Below are 21,274 nucleotides of genomic sequence, written 5' to 3'. Positions count from 1 at the left end.
ACCATCGAAGACTGAACTTTCTCCAAGTCCGGTACATCCCGCTTGAGCCATCGCAAGCCGGCGCCTCCGTTGGTGACCACGGCGGCCAAAGGCTGGTTGAGTTCATGAGCGATCGATACGGTTAACTCTCCAAGAGTGGCCACGCGGGCGACATGCGCCAACTCCGTTCGCGCTGCATGAAGCTGGTTTTCGGCTTCCCGTCTCGCCGTGACATCCATGATGCTGATCAAGACCATATCGAGAGCCGGGCGATTTGCGGGGAAAGCGACATTGTATAAAACGACCAGCTGCCGGCCTTCCGCATTGTTGATCACCGTTTCGGCTTCATAGCTCGACTTGCCGGACCAGATCGCCGCAAGGAGTTTGTCCATATCCGCTGTAATAAGTTCGGGCAGAACGGCTTCAAGAGCGTCGATATTGGCGACATTGAACATTGTCAGAGCTGTATCATTCGCGTTGATCAGCTTTGTGGTTTTTGGCACCTTGTAAAGAAATCCCGGATCAAGCGTTTGCGCATGATCGATGTCCCGCACGCCATCAACCTTGAGCTTGTCGATAGCGTCTTTGAGGCCTGTGAAATCCATCTGGAGGATGCCGACACCCGTCGCCAGAAAAATAGTGCGGTAACGCTGTTCACTTTCGGCCAAAACACCGATCGCAGCTTTCACCCTGAAAGCAAGGAATGTTGTGATCCCGATGGCAGCAAGGCTGACGAAGCAACGGCCCATCGAACCTTCGAGTGCGGGCAGCCCTTCGCCATGCGAAATCATAAACCCCAAAACGGTGAGTCCGATACAGCCAGCACCGATCAGAATGAGCCCTGTCTGGGTCGCAAAATTAAGCGAGAGCAAGACCACGAGCACGTAGAGCACCGCAATGGCGATGTCCAACGATGTCAATGCGTCCAGCAGGAAAACGACTGCCGCAATAATAGCAGCAGCGGGTCGCAAAAACTTCGATTGGGATGCAGAATTGATGAGGGCGTTGAAACGGTCGGCTGCCAGATACTGAGCTATGGCTGCACCGAGACCCTGTGTCACAACCGCTGACTTTCTTCCGTTTGTAGACATCATCACCCCCTTCAACCGTTTCGTTGCAAGGAAATGCCCGTTGAAGAAGAAAGGAAAGTTTCGAGATGTTAAGAATTGTTAAGTCATTGGGATCAGCAGGGGGCTTTCATCGGCGCTAGAGCAGTAAACGCCGGGTGAGCTTTTTGGAATATGCGATCAAACGGTTGATTTTTTTGGATTGGATGAATGAACTTCGGCACGAAGGGCTGTCGACGTTACATCATAACCTCAAGCGATTGAATTTGCGCCTCCAACTGTCAGCGACGGTCTGCAACGCGTCTCTGGCTGTCGTTTGACCTTGCAGCGTGCTTGAAATGCCCGTGCGGAGATCAAGCTCGAGTGAGGGCCAATTGGCGTCATTCGGGTTGGGCTCGGCGGTCTTCATCTGCTCGGCGGCCGCTGCGGTCCAGCCATATGCTTCGACGATCTCGGGATCGGTCAAAACGGACAGTCGAGCCGAAGCATTTCCCTTTTCCATTGACCGCCGGGCCCATTCCTTGCTCGTAATGTGTTGAATGAATTCGAAAGCCCATTCTTTATTCTTTGATGCTGATGGCACAGCGAACGACCATACAAAAAACATGCTCTTGGTCTGTTCGCGTTTCTGAGCTCCCGGCACGACTGTCCAACCCCACCGCCCGGCTGTTTTAGACGCTTTCGATTTGTTCAGTAGAGTCCCCGTCGCGTTCAGCGTGACGGCCATGGCATAACGGTCGTTCTGGCCGTTCGCAATGATCTCGTCCCATTCCCAGGTCACTGCCTCCGGAGGCATGACCCTGTGCTTTGTTATCAAGTCCGCATAATATTCCAACGCACTGATGGATTCCTCTGTATCGATCATGATCTTCCGCGTCTTCAGATCGTAGAACGAACCACCCGAAGACAACAGGAACGGAGTGAAGTGGTTGCTGATCGCCGGCCCCTGACGAGCGCATGTTCCCAACCCGTACCGGAGGGGCGCACCTGACTTTGTCAAAGCAGCCGCAGCGGCCTGGAATTCGGCGAAAGTCGACGGTGGGCTGGAAAAGCCTGCGGCCTCGAGCAATTCCTTTTGGTAGTGGAGTATATAGATAGTTCCCCGATATGGAATGCCGCATAGCTTGCCGTCAACGGATACAGCATCGATCGTTCGGGGCGAAAAATCACCCATGTCGAAATCGGATGCATGTTTGCCGGCAGCGGACGCCAACAAACGATTGTGATCCTCAACATAAGCGTGCATCCATCCGACCATGGAGGAGCCCATCTGCACAATATCGAAGCTCGTGGGTTCTTGGCCGGACATTTCGGCCCGGCACCGTACGACCAGAGCGTCTATGGGCAACTGCACGTATTCGACGTCTATGCCCGTGTCATTTTTAAAGGCGGGAATCGCGTCTTGGAGGATCGTTCCCTTCCATGAGGCGTTGTCGCCGAGGACAACGAGCTTTGAAGGCTTTTTTCCAAGCTCCGCGCGGGCTGTCGTCGACGAGCCGAGTGCGGCCAGATTGATGCCGGCCAAAGTCGATCCAAGCAACGTGCGCCGATTGATCAGACCAGCCTTGCTCGAACTGGACATGGCTCCCTCCATCACCCGTCAGGGAATTCTAGCATCATTTATCGCTCCTGACGACAAGCCAGGTACAAGGTGCCTTTGAACGATCAGCGAGAACACGATCACGGGCAGGAGAACCAGAATGCCGGATGCCGCGATGGCTCCCCAATCGGTCCCGGTCTCGCTACCGGCGTAAGTGCTCAGGAGGACCGGCGATGTTCGCGTGGCGTTATTGGTGAGAATGGCCGCGAAGATGAAGTCGTTCCAGGCAAGGAGCAGCGACAAGATGGCCGCGGTTGTGATTCCCGGTTTGGCCAAGGGCAAGGCGATCTTGAGGAAAGCCCCCGTCCGGGACGCGCCGTCCATATAGGCCGCTTCTTCCAAGTCGCGCGGCACACTTTTGAAGAAGTCGCGCGTGACCCAAACAATCACGGGTAGACTGAATGTCGTATAGGCCAGGATGAGGCCCGTCCTGGAGCTGTTCAGTCCCACAAGACTGAACATCACATATAATGGCAAAAGTGCCGCAATTGGCGGCAGCATCCGCATGATGAGCAGCGAAAAGAAGATGAGTTTGCGACCGGGGAAGCGGAATCGGGCGATGGTATAGGCCGCAGGTATGCCAGCAAACAGGGAGACCAAAACTGTCGAGGTGGTCACCAAAAAGCTGTTCCAGAAGGAAACCAGAAAGTTCCCCTCAGACAAGACCGCGAAATAGTTCTCCATGGTCGGCCACCACAGAAAGAGTGGCGGTGTCGTGAAAATCTGCTCGCGTGTCTTCAAGGACAATCCAAGTACCCAAAGCAGCGGCAGCAGGAAGATTACAAGCAAGCAGATCAATGCGCCATACACGAAGGCGTAGTAGCATCCTTTCCTGTAGCCTGTGTGCGACAGGGATCTCATCAGTCGGGTTCCTTTTGACGTATGGCTGCTATCAGGAGCAGGGAGACTGTCAGGACGATCAACAGCATAATCCACGACGCAGCCGAAGCCAGCGTGAGATCGAAGCTGAAGAAGGACGTGTGATAGACGTAAATGGAGAGTACCAACGTCGCGTTCGCAGGCCCTCCTGCGGTCATCACGTAGACATTGTCGAAGGCCCTGAACTCAAAGATGATCCGTAGGAGCATCGCCACCAGCAAATAGGGCGACAAAAGCGGCAAAGTTATATGACGGAACAGTGCCGTCTTGGTCGCGCCGTCGATCCTTGCCGCTTCCATTATCTCCTTCGGCACGGACTGCAGACCCGCCAGGATGAGGAGCGCCACGAACGGTGCGTTCTGCCACACGTTCACTCCGCCCACTGTGATGAGTGCCAGCGTCGGGTCGCCGAGCCAGATGACCGGCGATCCGATTAGATAGTCGACAAGTCCATAGGTTGGGTCGAGGAGGAGTTTCCAACAAAGCGCAGCGACGATCGGGGTGACCATCATCGGGACTATCAATGCCGTTCGAAAGATACGGATGAACGGAAGATCCAGATTTAGAAGCAGGGCGATTGCCAGCCCGATCAGAATTTCGAGGCTGACCGTTGCAGAGGTATATCCAAGCGTAAGCCAGAGGCTTGCGACGAACACCCGATCTGCGAAAAGGTCCCTATAGTTTCGCAGGCCCACAAACTGAGCTTCCGAAACAGGTTGGTCAATCGACCAGGCGACGAAGCTCATGATCAATGACAGCAATAACGGAACACCGAATACTGCCGCGCTAAGGACTATGGTGGGCAATGTGGTGAACGGAATGAAACAAAAGTCAGCCAATTTAGCAATTTGCACGAGATAATTTCGCGGCCGAACTCCCTGACTAGAGGGCGTAGTGGCGCTCCCGTGCTGTCGATCGTGGTGCCTCATCCCTCGGCCCCTCACCACTTGGCTGCTGTGCGGCTGCTCGCTGCCACCTTCGTTCGCCATTATTGGGTGAGGTATACTTTCGCCGATTAACCTCGCAGTGTCTCCTTAATAATTGTGATCAAGTGGACCCACCGTGGCAGGCTGCTGAAGCTATCCGTTACTTTCGCTCCCACGGCACCAGCGAAGCCGGACCCGTCGACTCGCGTATGATCAGTTCCGGCACAAGGTTTATGCGTAAAGGAGGGACTGTTCGAAAGCGGGAATTCGAGGCTCTGTCAACAATGCAGCGGGTCATCGCTGCTCCCATTTCGACATGAGGTGTTCGTATTGTTGTCAAGCGGGGTGCGACCTGCGAGGCCGATATGAAATCATTGAAGCCAACCACCGAAACATCTTCAGGCACACGAATTCCAAGGAGGGCCAGTTCCGAAATAACACTCACAGCTATGCCGTCATGAGCGCAAAATAGTGCGGACGGTTTGCCGCCGGCATCCATGTAATCAAGGAGCGGCTTGCGCAGCCCCGCTTGTTCATCGAAGACAAGATCGTCTACAGTTCCATCAAACTCCTTTGCTCCATCGCACAATCCCCTAAATCTTTCGGCCCGGCCTAACAACCTTGCGTCTCCGTGGACGAATGCGAACTTGCGATGCCCTAACGCTGCCAGGTAGCGCGCGATCGTGACACCAGCTTCCCAGTCTGCACCCGAGACTTGATCAATGTGCTCCAGCGGACCTGCATATCCTGAGCAAACCACTGGCAGGTTGGACCGGCTCGCGATCCCGGAGAGCTCTTCCGGGTAAGGTATTGCAAGGATCAACCCTACTACGGCCTCATCTACCGGCCCATCCAGGAGGCTGTGGGCCTGCTTTGAAATTACGGTAAAACCGTAAGCCTCGGCCTCCTGTTCCGCGCCAAGGAGGATATTTGACCACAGTTCCGTGCTCACACGATCAATCTCCCGGCGCAAAAACCAAATCTGTCCTCGGTTTTGGGCCTGTTCAGTCACAAGAGGATAGCCCATCTCCCTGGCCGCGCCTTCGACTCTTCGCCGGGTACCTTCCCCGACGCCCGGTTTGCCAGATAGAGCTCTCGAAACCGAAAATTTCGAAATGCCGAGTGCGTCGGCAAGGTCCTGTAACGTAACGCGTTTCCTCGCCATTGACCAAGATCCTGCCCAGCAACATTGCTGTAATCTACCTACCAAAATTGCGTATTTAGCGCAAGATGTTGCGCAACTTGTTTTGTTATGTTAGGGTTGAGGTTCCAAATTTGAAATCGTTCGTATGACTATGCAGATTGGGCAATCCACACGCGTCACCATAGACGTTGCACCCTATTTGAAAGAGCATGCGCCAAAAATGCAGCACCTCGGCGCAATCTCTGTGCGATGGTGACCTAGCAGCTGCGCCCTAAGGGTGACCTGTTCATGTCCTGCCGTGGAGGTGAACCGCTTTTGCGAAGAAAAAGGAGACCGGAGCAATGACGCAGAATTCTGCCATCAGTTCGTCTAAAAGCGGTTCGGCAGGCAACGTTTTCGTTTTTGGTCCCTTTCAACTTTCCGCGCACCAGAGGCTTCTTCAGCAAAACGGGACGCCGCTTTCCATCAGTAGCCGCGCGCTCGAAATCCTTATGGCCCTCGTTGAGCGACCGGGTGAAGTTGTTTCTCACAAAGAGTTAATCAATCGGGCATGGCCCAACGTTGTAGTGGAGGACACGAATTTGCGCGTGCACATTGCAAATCTGCGAAAAGCGCTGGGGGATTCGAAGACTGGACCTCGTTACATAGTGAGTGTTCCAGGACGCGGGTACTGTTTCGTTGCGAAGGTTAGCTCGATGGATTCACCTCGCTCCGTCGACTGGCCAGATTTACTGCTGCCGCGAATACCCGATGCTAAGCCAGCGGATGCGTTGATCTTTGCAGAAGGACAGGTGCAATTAGGTGTTCAACTGTTGCGTAACGCTCTTGCGACGTTGCAAGCGCAGCAGCCTTATGTAGTGGCGGGTGAACTATCTGCGCATTGGCTGACGGTTCAATCGAGTGCGGGCAAATCGAACTAGCCCTCAGCACCGGAATTTCGATGCCACGCCTCATGTCTGAGTGAGCTTACCTCCCTACAGAGTCCCCCCGGCGATCGTTGCCCTCCCTCGCGGTCGCTTCCTTGGGCAGCAGTGCTGAAACCGGCCTGCTGCCCCTTTCTTGTTGGCTCGCGTCTCTCATATCCCGAAGTTTTTTCAGCCAGCATGATCCGGGCGCATGTAAGGCGGCTCGTTACGGTGCTCACCGACATGGCGAGGAACACGGCAGCGGGGAGAATTTGCGACAGAATCCGAAATCGCCCCCGGGCGTACCGGGAGCGATTTCGCACCTATCTGGTGCCATACCTCACTTAATTCAGGTGAAACATGGAATGCGTATCCATGCGGCTCCCGAAGAGGTAGGACGGGCTGGTGGTGTTGCCCTCATTCGACTCGTCATGGAGTCCTATACGGTCGAAATTCTCACGAGTATTGCTAACGGATCTCCCCTCATGGGAGGCGCGCGATCCGCCCGAGTCGTGGGAGCCGTGCGAACCGCCCGAAGCGGCATAAGCGCTAGCGAACGGAGTGGAAATTAAGAGGGCAGCGATTGCAGTTCTGAAGATAAAAGAGCGCATTTTGGCGTCTCCTAAGTATTGAGGGCATCTTGGCACCCTCCTTTTATCGGACCGTCCAGTTCCGTCGCGTCACGCTGGATATATAACTCCACCGCCGGCGGTTCTCGGTCTGCAAGTCCATAATATAGACTATAAATAACGAGTCAAATTAACAAAAAATAATATTTATGTTACATATTTTGCCACAATAAGTCGGACAAAACACTTTTTTGACAAATATAATTCGTCCATGTTCATGGAAATGTTCATAACACAATTACATATGTCATGAACAATAACAATTTGTTGCTAACTTTTAGTGATTTAAATCATACACATTGCTGATTTTAGTATAATATTACTGTGATCGTACCGTGAGAACTGGTCGGCTCAACGTCGGCCCGTGAGGAAAACATATTGTGCAGAGTAGGGTTCAACATGAAATGCTCCCTCAGTTCCGCAACGGCCCGAATATAGGCCGCCGTGCGTGTCCAGCCGCTGCACGGCGATAACGTTTGTCAGAACGCCGTCGCCACCTCGTTTCATGACCCGCAACATTAGCCAGGGGATATCATCCTTCGTCGCACCCGGCGCCTCGGCTTCGACTCTGCCGATGACACTGCTTCCATCGGTAAATTCCCATGATGGACCGCTAAAATGCCGGCCAACGGTGACCCCATCTTGAATGAGCGTCGCAAGGGGCTCGCGAAACTGCCACTGTGTTTTTCCTGCTCGATCTTCCTTGCACTCATACACCTGAACCCCTTCGGCATGGACATTCGCAACAACCGTCAATCGATCTGTGTCGAAGCCTGCCGGAACTTCAGCTGCATGAGCGGCGGGAGCGAAAAGCAAGACTGCAGCCGTCATGATTACCAATGCTGGATGAAAGTGCGTGGAAGCACTGGACAAGGCATCGTCAGATTTGAGCTGGGGTTGGGCCAATCCGTTTTCCTTGAGCATCTGCATATTCTTTGTCGCAATTATCGTCGAGCGAGCCGGACTCCTGATCAAGCTGGTGCGACGGTTTCGGTGTTAACGCGGACTTTACTACCTTCCACCAGTTGCACTGGCGGGTTACGAATGACCTTGTCACCTTGCTTGAGGCCATCCTTAACTTCGATGGTCGTTCCCAGATCTCTCGCCACAGATACTTTTCTTATGTGAACAATGCCATCCTCAACGACGGCCACCTGCAATCCATTTGCGTTGAAGATGAGGGCGTCAGCGGGCACCGACAGGCTTGGCGTCTTGCGCGGAATCTGGAGCTGGACGGTGCAGTAGATTCCTGGTGTGAGGAGACCGTCAGGATTGGGCACGTCGATTTCAGTCAGCAAAGTGCGGGTCCCCGGCTGCAATGAATCGGCTATTCGCGTTACGGTCCCGGAAAAAATATGGCCCGGGGTCTCGGGAACCTCGATACTGGCCTTGTCACCGGGGCTAACCCCGAATGCTTCGTCCTGTGGCACGAAGACTTGCGTACGGATCACGTCTCCCTGCATGATGGCGAACATGAAGGTGCCGCTGGTCGTGTCGGCCTGCACAAGGCTACCCTTGTCAATGTTACGCTGTGTAATGATGCCATCAAAGGGCGCTACAACCTGCTGATAGAGTTGTTGCTGGCTCAGCACCTCAAGTTGATCTTGCTGAGCCGTCACATTTGCCTGCGCGACACCTACCGTCGCCTGTTGCGCCTTTAGGGTCTGCACATCAATGGTACCCTGCTGCTGTGTAATCCAGCCTTTGGCGACCAGCGGTTTATCGCGATCCCATGTGACCTGTGCGAGGTCAGAATTAGCCTGAGCCTGTTTCAAAGCTGCCTGGAGTTGCCCCAAGGTAGCTTGGGCTTCCAGGATTTGGTCATCGAGTTCCGGCACGGCAATCTTGGCGAGCAATTGGCCTTTCTTTACATGATCTCCGATATCAACTTCACGTTGTTCGACATAGCCGCTGGCTCGTGCAAAGATTTCGACGTCGTCGAAGGCTGCGGTGGTCGCCGGGAGACTAACGGTTACGGTGTCGGTACTCGGCTTTATCTCAGCGACGTGCACAGATGGCACGAAATCGCGGAGCTGAACGGCAGTGGCCATAACTTCCTCGGCCCGCGAATGATATCCCCACGCACCGAAACAGAGTAACGCGACAAGCCCGAGCAGCGTGCCAAGCCCAATAAGCCAGCCTCCCCACCTGCGCGACACTTGCGGTTGTGGATTATAAATCTGGTCGATGCGCCGATCTGACGGTTCTAAGGGTTTCATGCTAGTTCCTCGTTGAATACGCCGTGGGCCGCCTTGCCGTCCTGTCCTCCGCGAAGCATTGCAAACAGGTACGGGACGAAGAGGAGTGTCGTAGGAGTCGCGAACAGCAGGCCGCCGATGACAGCGCGCGCCAAAGCGGCATTCTGTTCCTCGCCGGCGCCACCTATGGCCATTGGGATCATGCCGACAATCATCGCTGCTGCAGTCATTAGCACAGGCCTGATGCGTGTATGACCGGCGTCGATCGCTGCCTGGAACGCTGGCTTGCCCGTTAATTGCTGCTCTCTGGCGAACGTGACCAGCAAGATCGAATTAGCGGACGCGACGCCTACGGCCATGATCGCTCCCATAAGAGAGGGCACGTTAAGGGTTGTTCCCGTGACAAAGAGCATGACTAGGATGCCGCACAAGGTTGCAGGCAACGCCAGGATGACGACGAACGGATCACCGAAATTCTGGTAGTTCACGACCATCAACATATAAACGAACACCGCCGCGAACAGGAGACCGATACCAAGATCCCAGAAAGCGTCGTTCATGCTCTGGATCTGGCCAGCGACCTGAATGGAATTGCCCGGAGAAAGCTGCTTCTGCATATCCGTCACTATTACGTTGATCTGGTTGGAAACGCTCCCGAGATCGCGGCCCTGAACGCTTGCGAAGACTTCATAGAGAGGCTGGATATTCGCCTGGTTACTGTTGGTTGCGATGCTGCTTCGCTTGAATGTTGCGACATTGCTGAGCAGTCCTGGTATCTGATTACCGGCTGCGGATATAGTTGAGGACACAGGCGTATTGCCGAGGTCGTTCAGTGAGCTAATTTTTGGTTCAGGTGTCTGAACAGCGAGATAGTACGGAATACCGGTCGTTGGATCAGTCCAGAAATTGGGCGAGACCTGTTCCGAGGAACTCAGGCTAACATTGATGTTCGTGGCGATGGTGTCTGCATTGAGGCCGAGTTGCGCTGCGCGCGTGCGATCGATCGTAGTGTCGAACGCCGGCGCGTTAACTTCCTGTTGGAGGTGGGCGTCCACGACGCCCGGAATGGCGGCGATGCGCCGCTGGAGCTCCGTTGCCACCCGCAGGTTTGTGGCACGGTCGTATCCGACGGTGCGGACATCGATTTGTGCGGGGAGGCCAAAATTGAGAATCTGTGTGACGATGTCGGCCGACTGAAAATAGAACAGCACATCTGGAAACGCTTCCGGCAACGCTGATCGCAATTTGCGCACATAGTCGGCAGTAGGCGCGTGGCCAGGCTTGAGGGCGACAAGGATAACGCCATCATTGACGCCGATCGTCGAGCCGTCGGTGAACGCCAGGTTATACGCTCGGGCTGGGAGCCCGATATTGTCGACGACAAGCTGGCGGTCGCTGTCGGGAACGATCTCGCGAATCTTTTCCTCGACTTGCTGGAAGATGCGCTCTGTCGTCTCAATCCGCGTTCCAGCGGGCGCACGAACATGAAGTTGGATTTGGCCTCCATCGATCGCAGGATAGAAGTCCCGACCGACGAAGATCAGCAAGGTGGTTCCAAGGGCAAGGACCAGGACGGCGACGACCGGCATGATCAACCGACGTGTAAGCAGCAACGTCAACAGCCCGACATAGCGGACACGCATCGCCTCGAATCCATGCTCGAACCTGGCATGAAAGCGGGAGAACCAATTTTTCGTAGTGCCATGCCGCTCACCCTTGAGCAACAGACCAATCGTGATCGGGGTGAGGGTCCTCGAAAGGGCATAGGACGCCAGCATGGCGAACACGACTGCCATGCCAAGCGGCGTGAACAAATATTTGGCCGGTCCCTCAAGGAAAACCACGGACGTGAACACGCAGCTGATGGCCAAGGTCGACACCAGCGTCGGCACAGCAATGCCTGCCGCTCCGTGCAGCGTCGCCTGCGGCAGCGTTTGTCCTTCTTCAGTGAGCAACCGATGGGTGTTCTCGATGGTGACCGTCGAATCGTCGACAAGGATACCCACGGCAAGCGCGAGGCCGCCGAGCGTCATCGTGTTGAGAGTCTCGCCGAGGAAGTACAGAGCAATGACCGATGACAGGATCGCAAGCGGTATGGTTATCATGACGACCAATGTCGATCGCCACGATCCCAGAAACAGCAGGATCATTAGGGCAGTAAGGGCAGCCGCGATGGCGCCTTCGCGAAGCACGCCTGCAATGGATTGCTTGACGAACACCGACTGATCAAAGATCTCCTTGATCTCCATACCGGGAGGCGCCGACGCACGTGCCGTAACCAATGCTCGCCGGACAGCATTGACCACATCCAAAGTTGAAGCATTGCCATTCTTGATGACACTTAGAAGGACTGAACGACGCCCGTCCTGACGAACGACGTTTTGCTGAACAAGCCAGCCATCATGAACCTGACCGACATCTTTTACGAAAACCGTAGCCCCATTGACTACTTTGACCGGAATGTCGTTGAGTTCATCGATTGTCGCCGGCGTCGCGTTCGTGCGCACAACGTATTGAGTATCGCCGATCTTGGCCGTTCCAGACGGTAGCGTCAGATTTTGCGTGTTGACGGCGTTGACGACGTCGAGTGGCGTGAGACCCTTGGCGAGCAGCTTCGACGGGTCCAGGTCAACCATGATTTGCCGGTATTTCCCGCCAGCGGGGGTTGGCAATGTGATACCGGGGATTGGCGCCAACTGCTGGCGAATGCGATAGATGCCATAGTCGTACAGCTGTTGCTCGTTGAGTGTATCGGAACTCAGGCTGATCTGCAGGACGGGCACGCTGGAGGCATTGAATTGCACCACGAGCGGCGCCTGGATTCCTGCTGGCAAAAGCGCGCGGATGGCGTTTGTCGCCGACACAATCTGCGCAATTGCGAGATCAAGATTCACGTCCTGCTGAAAATAGATCTTCTGTATCGACAGCCCGCCTAGGGTCTGCGCTTCGATATTCTTGATGCCATTGACGTTGGAGCTGATTGCATACTGACTATAGGTGGTGACGCGCTGCTCCATTTCAGGTGTGCTGAGACCGCCATAGCTCCAGATCACCGATACAACCGGAATGTTGATTTCCGGGAAGATATCCGTTCGCATCTCGTAACTTGCGACTCCGCCAAGAAAAAGTATTAAGGCGGCTAACACGTAGAATGTGTGCGGGAACCGCAGCGCGAACCGAACTATACCCATATCTATTCCGAAACCCCTGTTGTGCAGGAAGAGTGAGGGCGGAAGAGTTCCACCCATCGGCAATTTGTCCGGCCCGAGCGGTTCTGTCCGCGAGAGGCGTAGTCAAGACGGCAACTGGCAAATGCAATAAGAATGCTGAGTCTGTCGGCGAATAAGGCTCCGGTAGACATCGTCAAGATTCTTCGGCGCATTGGCATCGGGCTGTAGGTTAACGAGGCAAGGAAAGATGCTCCATCATACAGGCGTGGACGGGAATAATGCGCTCGTCTGATAAACTCATACTTTGGTTTGGGTGTCCGCAATCCAGATTGACTGTTATTATCGCCAGAACGGAAAGGCGTAAGCTTTGAGCTGGTTTTCGGCAAAATTGCCGCCGGCAACCGGCCCTGAGCGTGGCAATACTTGTCAAAGATCGATCACAACAAACCCGTGCAGAGCCTTGCACGGACCCCATCTAACTGACAGGCGCGGGAGGATGACGACGGCGTCGAAGCGCATTGCCGTATTTCCTAGAACAATTAACGCGTCAATACCATGCAAGTCGACTTGGAGCACAGAATGCAAAGTTCACTTCGATATAAAGTCAGCATAGTCATTGGCGCAGTCGTGCTTGCTACAGCCGGAGTCTTCTGGCTCGCGAGTAACGATAAAACGGTCGCCAAAGATCAGCCCGCCGCTGCCCTTATACCGGTTGAAGCGTCAGCAGCGGTACAAAGTGATGTACCCGTCTATTTGAATGGTCTGGGCACAGTTCAGGCTTTCAACACCGTCACCATGAAGGCCAAGGTTGATGGCGAATTGCAGCAGGTGCTCTTCACGGAGGGGCAGAAGGTCAAGAAAGGCGATCTTTTGGCCGTGATAGACCCTCGTCCTTTTCAGGCCGCTCTTGATCAAGCGTCAGCAAAAATGGTGCAGGACCAGACCAACCTCAGCAATGACGAGGTTATTCTGCAAAGGGATAAAAAACTTACCGCTCAGCAGTTCACGACTGTAGAGACTACGCAGACACAGCAAAGCACCGTTGCCCAACTGCAGGCGCAAATTGCACAAGACGCCGCAGCCAAAAATTCTGCTGCCGTATCGCTGTCCTATACGCAAATGACTGCGCCCGTCGATGGACGCACAGGCATCAGGCTAGTTGATCAGGGCAACTATGTCCATGCGACCGATACCACCGGGATTGTCGTCATTACGCAAACGCAACCGATTTCAGTCGTGTCGACACTGCCTGAAGATGATCTGGAGGCAGTGCGTGCTGCGCAGGAAGCCGGTCCTGTTACCGTGACGGCTTTCACGCGCGATGGGAGTACAAATCTAGGTACCGGAACGCTCTCGGTCATTGATAATGAAATAGACCAGACCAGTGGCACGATGCGCTTGAAATCGACGTTTCCCAATATCGACGAGAAGCTTTGGCCCGGGCAATTCGTCGACATCCGGCTACAACAAAAAATCGTTCATCAAGCAGTTACAGTACCTTCTGCGGCAATTGAGAGGGGTCAGAATGGTTTCTTCGTCTACGTCGTGAAACCGGACAATACCGTGGAAGTTCGCCCGATCGCACCGGGACAGATCGCGAACGGTCACGCAGTGATCGAGAGCGGACTGGCAGCGGGCGAGCGCGTTGTCACTTCGGGACAATATCGTCTGGATGCGGGCGCAAGAGTTTCAATACAAGACACACCAAGCCAGACCACAACGCTGGGTGATGGTGAGACGGAGCGGGGCTGATGTCGAATTGGTTTATCCAGCGACCGATCGCAACGTCGCTGCTCATGCTGGCTATTCTCGCAATCGGCCTGGTAACCTATCCTTTGCTGCCTGTAGCGCCGCTGCCCCAGGTCGACTTTCCAACGATTCAGGTTTCTACACAGCTACCAGGCGCAAGTCCGCAAACAATGGCGTCTTCGGTGACCCAGCCGTTGGAGCGGCAGTTTGGTCAAATTTCTGGCGTTACACAGATGACGTCCGTGAGCACACTCGGCAGCAGTTCGATCACCCTGCAGTTCGAACTGGATCGCAATATTGATGGGGCGGCGCAAGATGTGCAAACTGCGATCAACGCCGCCGGTGGTCAGCTACCAAGCAATCTCCCATCACCGCCGACCTATCGCAAGGTGAACCCTGCAGACCCGCCCATTCTGGTGCTTGCACTCACGTCCGATACACTCCCATTGACGCAGATCGATGATTTTGCCGAAAATGTCCTTGTCCAGCATATCAGCCAGGTCTCCGGCGTCGCCCAAGTTTCGGTCTTTGGCCAGCAAAAGCCAGCTGTCCGCGTGCAAGTCGATCCGCGCAAGATAGCTGACTTAGGCCTGTCACTTGAGGATGTTCGCTCGGCAATCATCGCCACGACGACGGATGCACCAAAAGGTAGCATCCAGGGTGCTTTGCGAACCTTTACGCTCTACGATAATGACCAGCTCCTGGCGGCAGGTCCTTGGAACAACGCGATCATTGCTTACCGAAACGGCGCTCCGATACGAATAAGTGACATCGGCCAGGCAATCGATGCGCCCGAGAACACGCAGATAGCGGCATGGGCCGATGGCAAGCCGGCTATCCTGCTGCCAGTTTCCAAACTCCCCGGCGCGAATGTTCTTGAGACTGTAGGTCAGATAAAAGCATTGCTGCCGCAGTTGCAGGCAATAGCGCCGCTTGCGCTTCACATATCGAGTTTGAGTGATCGGACCACGACCATCCAAGCGTCCGTCCTCGACGTGAAATTCACCCTGTTGCTCACGATCGCACTAGTGATCATGGTGATATTCATTTTTCTGCGCAACGTCTGGGCGACGGCAATTCCCGGTGTCACTGTCCCGCTCGCGCTGGTAGGAACTTTCGCGCTGATGTATGTGCTGGGGTTCAGTCTGGACAACCTTTCGCTGATGGGGTTGAGCATTGCGGTCGGCTTCGTCGTCGATGATGCGATCGTCATGCTGGAGAACATTCAGCGCCACATGGAAGCGGGTAAATCGGCATTGCAGGCCGCCATCGATGGCTCCAGAGAGATTGGTTTTACCATTATTTCGATAAGCCTCTCGCTTGTGGCGGTCTTCATTCCCATCCTGTTCCTAGGCGGAATCGTTGGTCGGCTTTTTCACGAATTTGCTATTACCGTAACCGTGACGATTGCAGTTTCCGCACTTGTCTCGCTGACACTCACGCCAATGCTGTGCGCCCGTTTTCTGCGGGCGGAACACAACGCAAAACATGGCAGGCTCTTCCTGGCATCTGAGCGAGCCTTCGAAGCACTGCTGAACGGGTACCGCGTTACGCTCGATATCGCCTTGCACCACCATCGCATAACTTTTGGCATTTTCCTGCTAACGCTAGTTGCCACAGGTTACCTTTTTATCAGTATCCCAAAGGGCTTTTTCCCAATTCAAGATACAGGCTTGATTACAGGCCTTCTACAGGGCGCACAGGATACATCGTTTGCCGACATGGCACGCCATCAGGTAGAGGTCGGCAAGGTGGTCGCCAGCGATCCCGCGGTCGCTACGGTGGGGATGGCTGTCGGCGGCGGATCCGGTAATACACTCAATACCGGGCGTATGTTTATCACTCTCAAGCCACACGATCAGCGAGATGCGACGGCAAGCCAGATCATTGGTCGCCTGCGCCCAAAATTGGCGCAGGTTGAAGGGGTGAAGCTGTTCCTTCAACCGGCTCAGGATATCAATGTCGGCGGTCGGAGTTCAGCGACCCAGTTTCAATATACGCTACAGGATGGCGATGCGAACGAGCTGAATAGCTGGGCGCCGAAGCTTTTGGCAAAATTAAGCTCCTTGCCTGAGCTTACGGATGTTGCGACGGATCAGCAATCCAACGGAACAACCGTCACTCTCGACATTGATCGGGATCAAGCGGCTCGATTTGGGATCACGCCTCAAAGCATCGATGACACGCTCGACGATGCCTTTGGCCAACGGCAAGTCACTCAATATTTCACCGACCTCAACAGTTATCACGTGATACTGGAATTGTCTCCGAAGGCTCAGAGCTCACCACAGGCAATTAACCAGCTCTACATCCAATCGCCACTGACCGGTGCGCAAGTTCCGCTCAACGTGCTTGTAAAAGAGACGACGCAGCCGACCACCGTTCTTGCGATCAACCACCAGAGCCAGTTTCCGTCGGTGACGCTGTCATTCAACCTTGCTCCGGGCGTCGCTCTGAGCCAGGCTGTTTCGGCCATCCACCAAGCCGAAACTGCCCTGGGAGTGCCCCCGACACTCATTGCTACCTTCCAGGGCAATGCTCAGGCATACCAGACATCTTTAGCCAGCGAACCTTTGCTCGTTTTGGCCGCATTGGGCGTGATATACATCATTTTAGGTGTGCTTTATGAAAGCTACGTCCATCCGCTGACCATCCTGTCAACTCTACCATCCGCAGGTCTCGGCGCTCTCATCATGCTGTGGAGCTTCGGCTTCGACTTCACGGTTATCGCCCTGATCGGCGTCATTCTCCTAATTGGTATTGTCAAGAAAAACGGCATCATGATCGTTGATTTCGCTATTGCCGCGGAGCGCGAGCATGGCTTGCGACCGGAGGAAGCAATCCGGCAGGCGTGCCTGCTACGCTTCCGGCCAATCATGATGACGACGATGGCTGCAATTCTTGGCGGCATTCCTCTGATGATGGGGCATGGGACGGGCTCCGAACTGCGACAGCCCCTAGGATACGCAATGGTTGGAGGCCTCATATTGAGCCAGGCAATGACACTCTATACGACGCCGGTTGTCTACCTCTACCTCGACAGATTGAGCCTCTGGTTGTCGGGGCGGAACAGAACGTCCTTTCCCGCAGCTGTTACTACGAGTGAACCGGCCGAATAACAAACCGTTCTGAGTTGAGGACGGGCTCCCTCATGGGTAACGCCCCAACAGTCAAGTATTGCGCCGCTCGTTTGAATTCTCAACGGCACCACTGCCCGATCGCGAGCGCAATCGCCTTCGTATGATCGACCAGATCGCGCACGGAGACACGCTCGTTCGGCTGATGCGCCCGGGCGGGATCTCCAGGTCCAAAGTTGACAGTGGGAGGTTTGCCGATGCCCATTGGCCAACCGATATCGCCGTGGGTGCCGAAACCAGACAAAAACGGTGACAGGTTGGCTTCGAACCGCTTCCTGGAAAACCTTATAAAAGGGATTGACGGCTGGAAGTTCCGCGCAAGCCCGCCCAAAAACCATTCTATGCGGGCTGGATGTTTGCGCAGCTGGGGATCTGCCCGGCAGAAATTGAACACGTGTTCTTCGATCTCACGCTTCACTTTTCCGTCAAACCCAAACTCATTTTTCTCACTGGGCAAGTACTGAGCGTCGATGATAATCAAAAGCTTGACGCTTGGGCGAAGAAAAGGCTGGGCGCAGGCGATGATTTAATTCAGCGGAGCAAGGCTTGGTAAACCCAGTCAAAGCCAACTGCGAGAGCGATCGATACGACAATAACCACTAGAAGAATGATCTCCGCCAAATCCAGGTGCGGCATGTGGTTGTAACGAGGGCGATTACTAGACTTAGACATTCTGGCCTCCATTAAAAGGCAATCATTAAAACCGTTATGGGCCGGTACAAAGAACCTCATCCGGAGTTCGTCCCAGGGGAAGGATATTCTTTAGCCATGCCATCAAGTATCCCATCCACTTTAGCATTCGAATCCGGTCCCCAATCGTTATGGGGGGCCGGGATTCGAAGAGCCTACGATGGGTTACTGGCAGTATTCGTCGTAGAGGGGAGAGTTCCAACGGAACGGGTACTCGCAGGAATAGTAGGGACCCCAATAATTGTCGTCACGGCGAAAGTCCCTAAAGTGACCCCTGCGGTCCGCAAAGCTATGGCTCGTCGCGAATCCATGAGCACTGTTGAAGGTGCCATCACGGCCAAAAATGCCACCGCTGCGGGAGCCGTGACCGCTACCGCCGAAGTCGCCGCGACTACCGGCAAAGCTATTGCCGCCGCCGCCATGGCCGCCGCCTCCGCCATGAGCCATCGATTCAGTTGCCGAGCCGGCCGCCAACATTGCACCTAAAGCGGTTATCGCTAAGATTGTTGCTGATTTTCTCATAATTGACTCCTTGAAAGCTTCCAGTTGTGAAAGCTAACCTAATATGGAGATAGAAAATCTGCCGATGTATTATACGTTGGTTTATATGCGTAGGTCTTGGGTTTTAAGCATGCGTCACAGGTTTTAGGTCGCCAACCTACAGTATATGATGTCAGTGTATCGTCACATAACATGTAGAAGTATTTTTGAGCCGAAGGCAAAGCATGACCCAACCCGTCTTCTGACCGTAGGTTCTGCCTTGTTTCATCCTACTTCGTGGGCCCTGCTTACTAAGAGTTTTTGCATGTCCCGTCCTCAAGCACGGACCCGCAAACCCTGGCCCTTGCCGACGATGCAGTCGATCCGGACGACGTCACCGCGACCTTGCAACGCCCAAAGATGCTTTGACGTTTGCACGTTTAGACGACCCCCCAGACACGCGGCCGATGTGACGTGAATTCCCGCTTCGGACTGCTTCAAGGCTTTCACAATCAGTCTGGTTCGCCCACCGATATAAACCTAAGTATGGCTCAATCAAACCAGCGCATTATTCACGCGCACCTGTGTATGATGGAGTATTTATCACTGCATAGTTACAAACAGGAGGAATAGAAATTACGCAGGGAGGGTAGCAATGCTACCTGACCACCCGATTCCTTCTGATGCCAAGGATTTAATGCTATGGAGAAGCTGGATACGATTTGGATCATGCTGTTTCTAGTAGGTTCGGCCGCCATCGTGACCCTTGCATTTGCCACCGGCGATATATTTGCCCTGAATTGAGCCTACGATACTGCATTTTTGGCGCCTTCTGCCCCCTGCAAGTTGAACGCTATGGCCGCCGCCTGTTCTCTCAATCAAGGACCAGCGCATACTGCAACACAGCACTTTCTTCAGGTTTAGATGCTTTCTCCGGTGCACTCGTGCTGATCAATCGCTGAGGTGGATTTACTAAGATAATCCACTCCGATCTGAGACGGCCAACTCCTCTTCAGGGAACTATACATGACGGACGAACGCGAAATCAGGGCGGATCTATCCCAGTGTCTCGGCCGGCTTTGGCGGTTTGGGATGATCCTTTCCTTCCGGTCTGATGTTGCCCTCGCTCTTGTCGAGGCGACTTGTGTTCACGCGCTGGAACACGCGCCGCTCCTCATAGGCAGTAGTCGTCTTGATTGCTGGTTGTTCTCGACATTGCATTCGATCTGGCAGACAAAAGTTACCATTCGCGACGAGAATTCCGAGATGCGTGTCATGGATAACGCGGTCTTGCGGCGGGTGACTGCACTTCCGGACGAGTATCGCGCCGCCGTGTTCCTCGCTTATGTCGAGGATATGTCTTACCCAGAGGTTGCGGAAGTTCTCGTGGTACCGATCAGCACCGTCATAAGCCGTCTCGCCGCAGCTCGAGTTATGCTAGCCGAAAGCGCAGACATTGCAAAAGCCCCCGGGTTCGCCGAAACTCCAATTCTAGTAGATCGGCCGGCGTAACAGTGTAACGCGTTGCGCATGAAATGAGCTGGTCTTTTTTCATCAATAGCGGGAGACGGTCTGACGAGCCCTTGCGGTGCTGCCCGCAAAAGCCGAGATGTTGTCCCTTAGCTTTTCGGGCGCGCATCCGCATGCAATCTTGCTATCCCATGAAAGGTATCGATACCGATGCGCCTGTTACTGATCGAAGATGACGTGATCCTTGGATCGTCGTTGAAGAAAGCGCTGGAGAAACATGCCTATGGCGTGGATTGGATGCAGGACGGGGAATCCGGGCTTGCCGCGCTCGAAGACCTGATCTTCAGCGTCGTCGTACTCGATGTCAATTTGCCGAAGCTCGACGGAATCAATGTGCTGAGAGCGGCGCGGCAAAAAAAGAACATGGTTCCGATCCTGCTGCTGACGGCGCGGGATACTCCGCTACAGAAGGTTGAAGGCCTTGATAGCGGCGCTGACGATTATCTCGTCAAGCCCTTTGATCTCGATGAGCTGCTAGCACGGCTTAGAGCGCTGATAAGGCGGCGGGACGGACGTCCGGATGTGGTCCTGAAGTGCAGAGATGTTGAAGTCGATCCTGCCGCCATGGTGGTGCGCAGCACATCGGGGCAAGTCGCGATGACCGCCAAGGAGTTTCAGATGCTGAAGCTCCTCATGGAACGCGCCGGCAAGTACGTTACGAAGAGCGATATCGAATATGCGCTTTATAGCGCTGAAAGCGCTGTAGAAAGCAATACGACGGAAGTCGTGATCTACAATCTGCGGAAGAAGCTTGGCAGCGACTTCATCAAGTCGATCCGCGGCGTGGGATACATGGTCGAGCAATGATCAGATCGACGCTGACGCGCAAACTGTTTTTCAGGATTGCGCCAACAATTTTGATTACTATCGCCCTGATCGGGGCGTTCGTGTATGCACGATCATCATTGAACCAAGGAGACCGCCGGGTCTCATTTGATCTGCAGGATTATCGCCACCTGAAAGGCCGGTTCGACAGAATTGTTTCGGTAGGCATGTTCGAACATGTCGGCGCCGCGTCATACGCGACATCTGGCTGCGGCCGAGGCAGCGTTCCGGTATGAGGATCTTGTCGTATTCCAGATTCAGATAGCCAAGTGCAACACGGCTGTTCCCATAACGAGGAACTACATTCGAGACGACGAGCTAAATGCAGCGAGGAATCTTCAAGCTCTTTTCCCGGCACCGTGACCC

16 protein-coding genes and 2 pseudogenes are annotated in these 21,274 nt (G+C 54.4%); 7 read left to right on the top strand and 11 right to left on the bottom strand.

Annotated elements, in window-relative coordinates; all coding sequences use genetic code 11:
- The 6 genes and pseudogenes from FHS21_RS26375 to FHS21_RS31680 all read right to left on the bottom strand — a co-directional run.
- Positions 1 to 1,073, bottom strand: a 1,073-nt coding sequence (locus tag FHS21_RS26375; protein WP_512699178.1) for a nitrogen regulation protein NR(II), incomplete at its 3' end; no start/stop codon positions are given.
- A gap of 217 nt (positions 1,074 to 1,290) precedes the next feature.
- Positions 1,291 to 2,628, bottom strand: coding sequence for an extracellular solute-binding protein (locus tag FHS21_RS26370; protein WP_183664853.1), 1,338 nt, complete (start codon positions 2,626 to 2,628; stop codon positions 1,291 to 1,293).
- A gap of 18 nt (positions 2,629 to 2,646) precedes the next feature.
- On the bottom strand, positions 2,647 to 3,507 hold the full coding sequence (locus FHS21_RS26365; RefSeq protein ID WP_183664851.1) for a carbohydrate ABC transporter permease: 861 nt from the start codon (positions 3,505 to 3,507) through the stop codon (positions 2,647 to 2,649).
- A complete protein-coding gene (locus FHS21_RS26360; RefSeq protein ID WP_162702171.1) occupies positions 3,507 to 4,364 on the bottom strand; it encodes a carbohydrate ABC transporter permease in 858 nt (285 codons plus the stop codon). Before FHS21_RS26360 ends, FHS21_RS26365 begins: the two co-directional genes overlap by 1 nt.
- Positions 4,365 to 4,611: 247 nt before the next feature.
- Complete coding sequence (locus FHS21_RS26355; RefSeq protein WP_162702169.1) at positions 4,612 to 5,403, bottom strand: LacI family DNA-binding transcriptional regulator; 792 nt, start codon at positions 5,401 to 5,403, stop codon at positions 4,612 to 4,614.
- Between the two features lie 78 nt (positions 5,404 to 5,481).
- A pseudogene (locus tag FHS21_RS31680) lies at positions 5,482 to 5,616 on the bottom strand (LacI family DNA-binding transcriptional regulator); the annotation flags it as partial.
- Between the two features lie 320 nt (positions 5,617 to 5,936).
- Between FHS21_RS31680 and FHS21_RS26350 the strand changes: the two are divergent.
- On the top strand, positions 5,937 to 6,515 hold the full coding sequence (locus FHS21_RS26350; RefSeq protein ID WP_183664849.1) for a winged helix-turn-helix domain-containing protein: 579 nt from the start codon (positions 5,937 to 5,939) through the stop codon (positions 6,513 to 6,515).
- Between the two features lie 965 nt (positions 6,516 to 7,480).
- Here the strand turns inward: FHS21_RS26350 and FHS21_RS26345 are convergent.
- The 3 genes from FHS21_RS26345 to FHS21_RS26335 form a co-directional block, all read right to left on the bottom strand.
- On the bottom strand, positions 7,481 to 8,035 hold the full coding sequence (locus FHS21_RS26345; protein ID WP_246411215.1) for a DUF3455 domain-containing protein: 555 nt from the start codon (positions 8,033 to 8,035) through the stop codon (positions 7,481 to 7,483).
- Positions 8,036 to 8,100: 65 nt separating this feature from the next.
- Positions 8,101 to 9,180 carry an efflux RND transporter periplasmic adaptor subunit gene (locus FHS21_RS26340; protein WP_246411214.1) on the bottom strand — a complete coding sequence of 360 codons (1,080 nt, stop codon included), beginning with the start codon at positions 9,178 to 9,180 and terminating at the stop codon, positions 8,101 to 8,103.
- A gap of 164 nt (positions 9,181 to 9,344) precedes the next feature.
- Positions 9,345 to 12,518, bottom strand: coding sequence for an efflux RND transporter permease subunit (locus FHS21_RS26335; protein WP_112532630.1), 3,174 nt, complete (start codon positions 12,516 to 12,518; stop codon positions 9,345 to 9,347).
- Between the two features lie 558 nt (positions 12,519 to 13,076).
- Here FHS21_RS26335 and FHS21_RS26330 point away from each other — a divergent pair.
- A complete protein-coding gene (locus FHS21_RS26330) occupies positions 13,077 to 14,249 on the top strand; it encodes an efflux RND transporter periplasmic adaptor subunit (protein WP_183664847.1) in 1,173 nt (390 codons plus the stop codon).
- Complete coding sequence (locus tag FHS21_RS26325) at positions 14,249 to 17,365, top strand: multidrug efflux RND transporter permease subunit (RefSeq protein WP_112532632.1); 3,117 nt, start codon at positions 14,249 to 14,251, stop codon at positions 17,363 to 17,365. Before FHS21_RS26330 ends, FHS21_RS26325 begins: the two co-directional genes overlap by 1 nt.
- A gap of 79 nt (positions 17,366 to 17,444) precedes the next feature.
- On the opposite strand, the gene FHS21_RS26320 is transcribed toward FHS21_RS26325, so the two are convergent.
- Both FHS21_RS26320 and FHS21_RS26315 read right to left on the bottom strand, forming a co-directional pair.
- Positions 17,445 to 17,801, bottom strand: coding sequence for a zinc-binding metallopeptidase family protein (locus tag FHS21_RS26320; RefSeq protein ID WP_246411213.1), 357 nt, complete (start codon positions 17,799 to 17,801; stop codon positions 17,445 to 17,447).
- Between the two features lie 437 nt (positions 17,802 to 18,238).
- The gene (locus FHS21_RS26315) at positions 18,239 to 18,595 is read right to left on the bottom strand and encodes a hypothetical protein (protein WP_158482329.1); all 357 of its coding nucleotides are present in this window, start codon (positions 18,593 to 18,595) and stop codon (positions 18,239 to 18,241) included.
- A 984-nt stretch (positions 18,596 to 19,579) separates the two neighbouring features.
- Between FHS21_RS26315 and FHS21_RS26310 the strand changes: the two genes are divergently transcribed.
- From FHS21_RS26310 to FHS21_RS31800, 4 genes and pseudogenes are all read left to right on the top strand, one after another.
- On the top strand, positions 19,580 to 20,065 hold the full coding sequence (locus FHS21_RS26310; protein ID WP_112532635.1) for a sigma factor-like helix-turn-helix DNA-binding protein: 486 nt from the start codon (positions 19,580 to 19,582) through the stop codon (positions 20,063 to 20,065).
- A gap of 168 nt (positions 20,066 to 20,233) precedes the next feature.
- Complete coding sequence (locus FHS21_RS26305; protein WP_183664844.1) at positions 20,234 to 20,890, top strand: response regulator transcription factor; 657 nt, start codon at positions 20,234 to 20,236, stop codon at positions 20,888 to 20,890.
- Positions 20,887 to 21,144: a class I SAM-dependent methyltransferase gene (locus FHS21_RS31675; protein WP_210283637.1), complete on the top strand. Its 258-nt coding sequence runs from the start codon at positions 20,887 to 20,889 to the stop codon at positions 21,142 to 21,144. The genes FHS21_RS26305 and FHS21_RS31675 overlap by 4 nt, the downstream gene beginning before the upstream one ends.
- A pseudogene (locus FHS21_RS31800) lies at positions 21,110 to 21,271 on the top strand (SAM-dependent methyltransferase); the annotation flags it as partial. The gene FHS21_RS31675 and the pseudogene FHS21_RS31800, both read left to right, overlap by 35 nt.
- Positions 21,272 to 21,274: the final 3 nt, after the last annotated feature.

The sequence above is a fragment of the Phyllobacterium trifolii genome, from assembly GCF_014192095.1.
GTDB classification, from domain to species: domain Bacteria; phylum Pseudomonadota; class Alphaproteobacteria; order Rhizobiales; family Rhizobiaceae; genus Phyllobacterium; species Phyllobacterium trifolii.
This window is presented reverse-complemented; position numbering and strand designations above follow the sequence as displayed.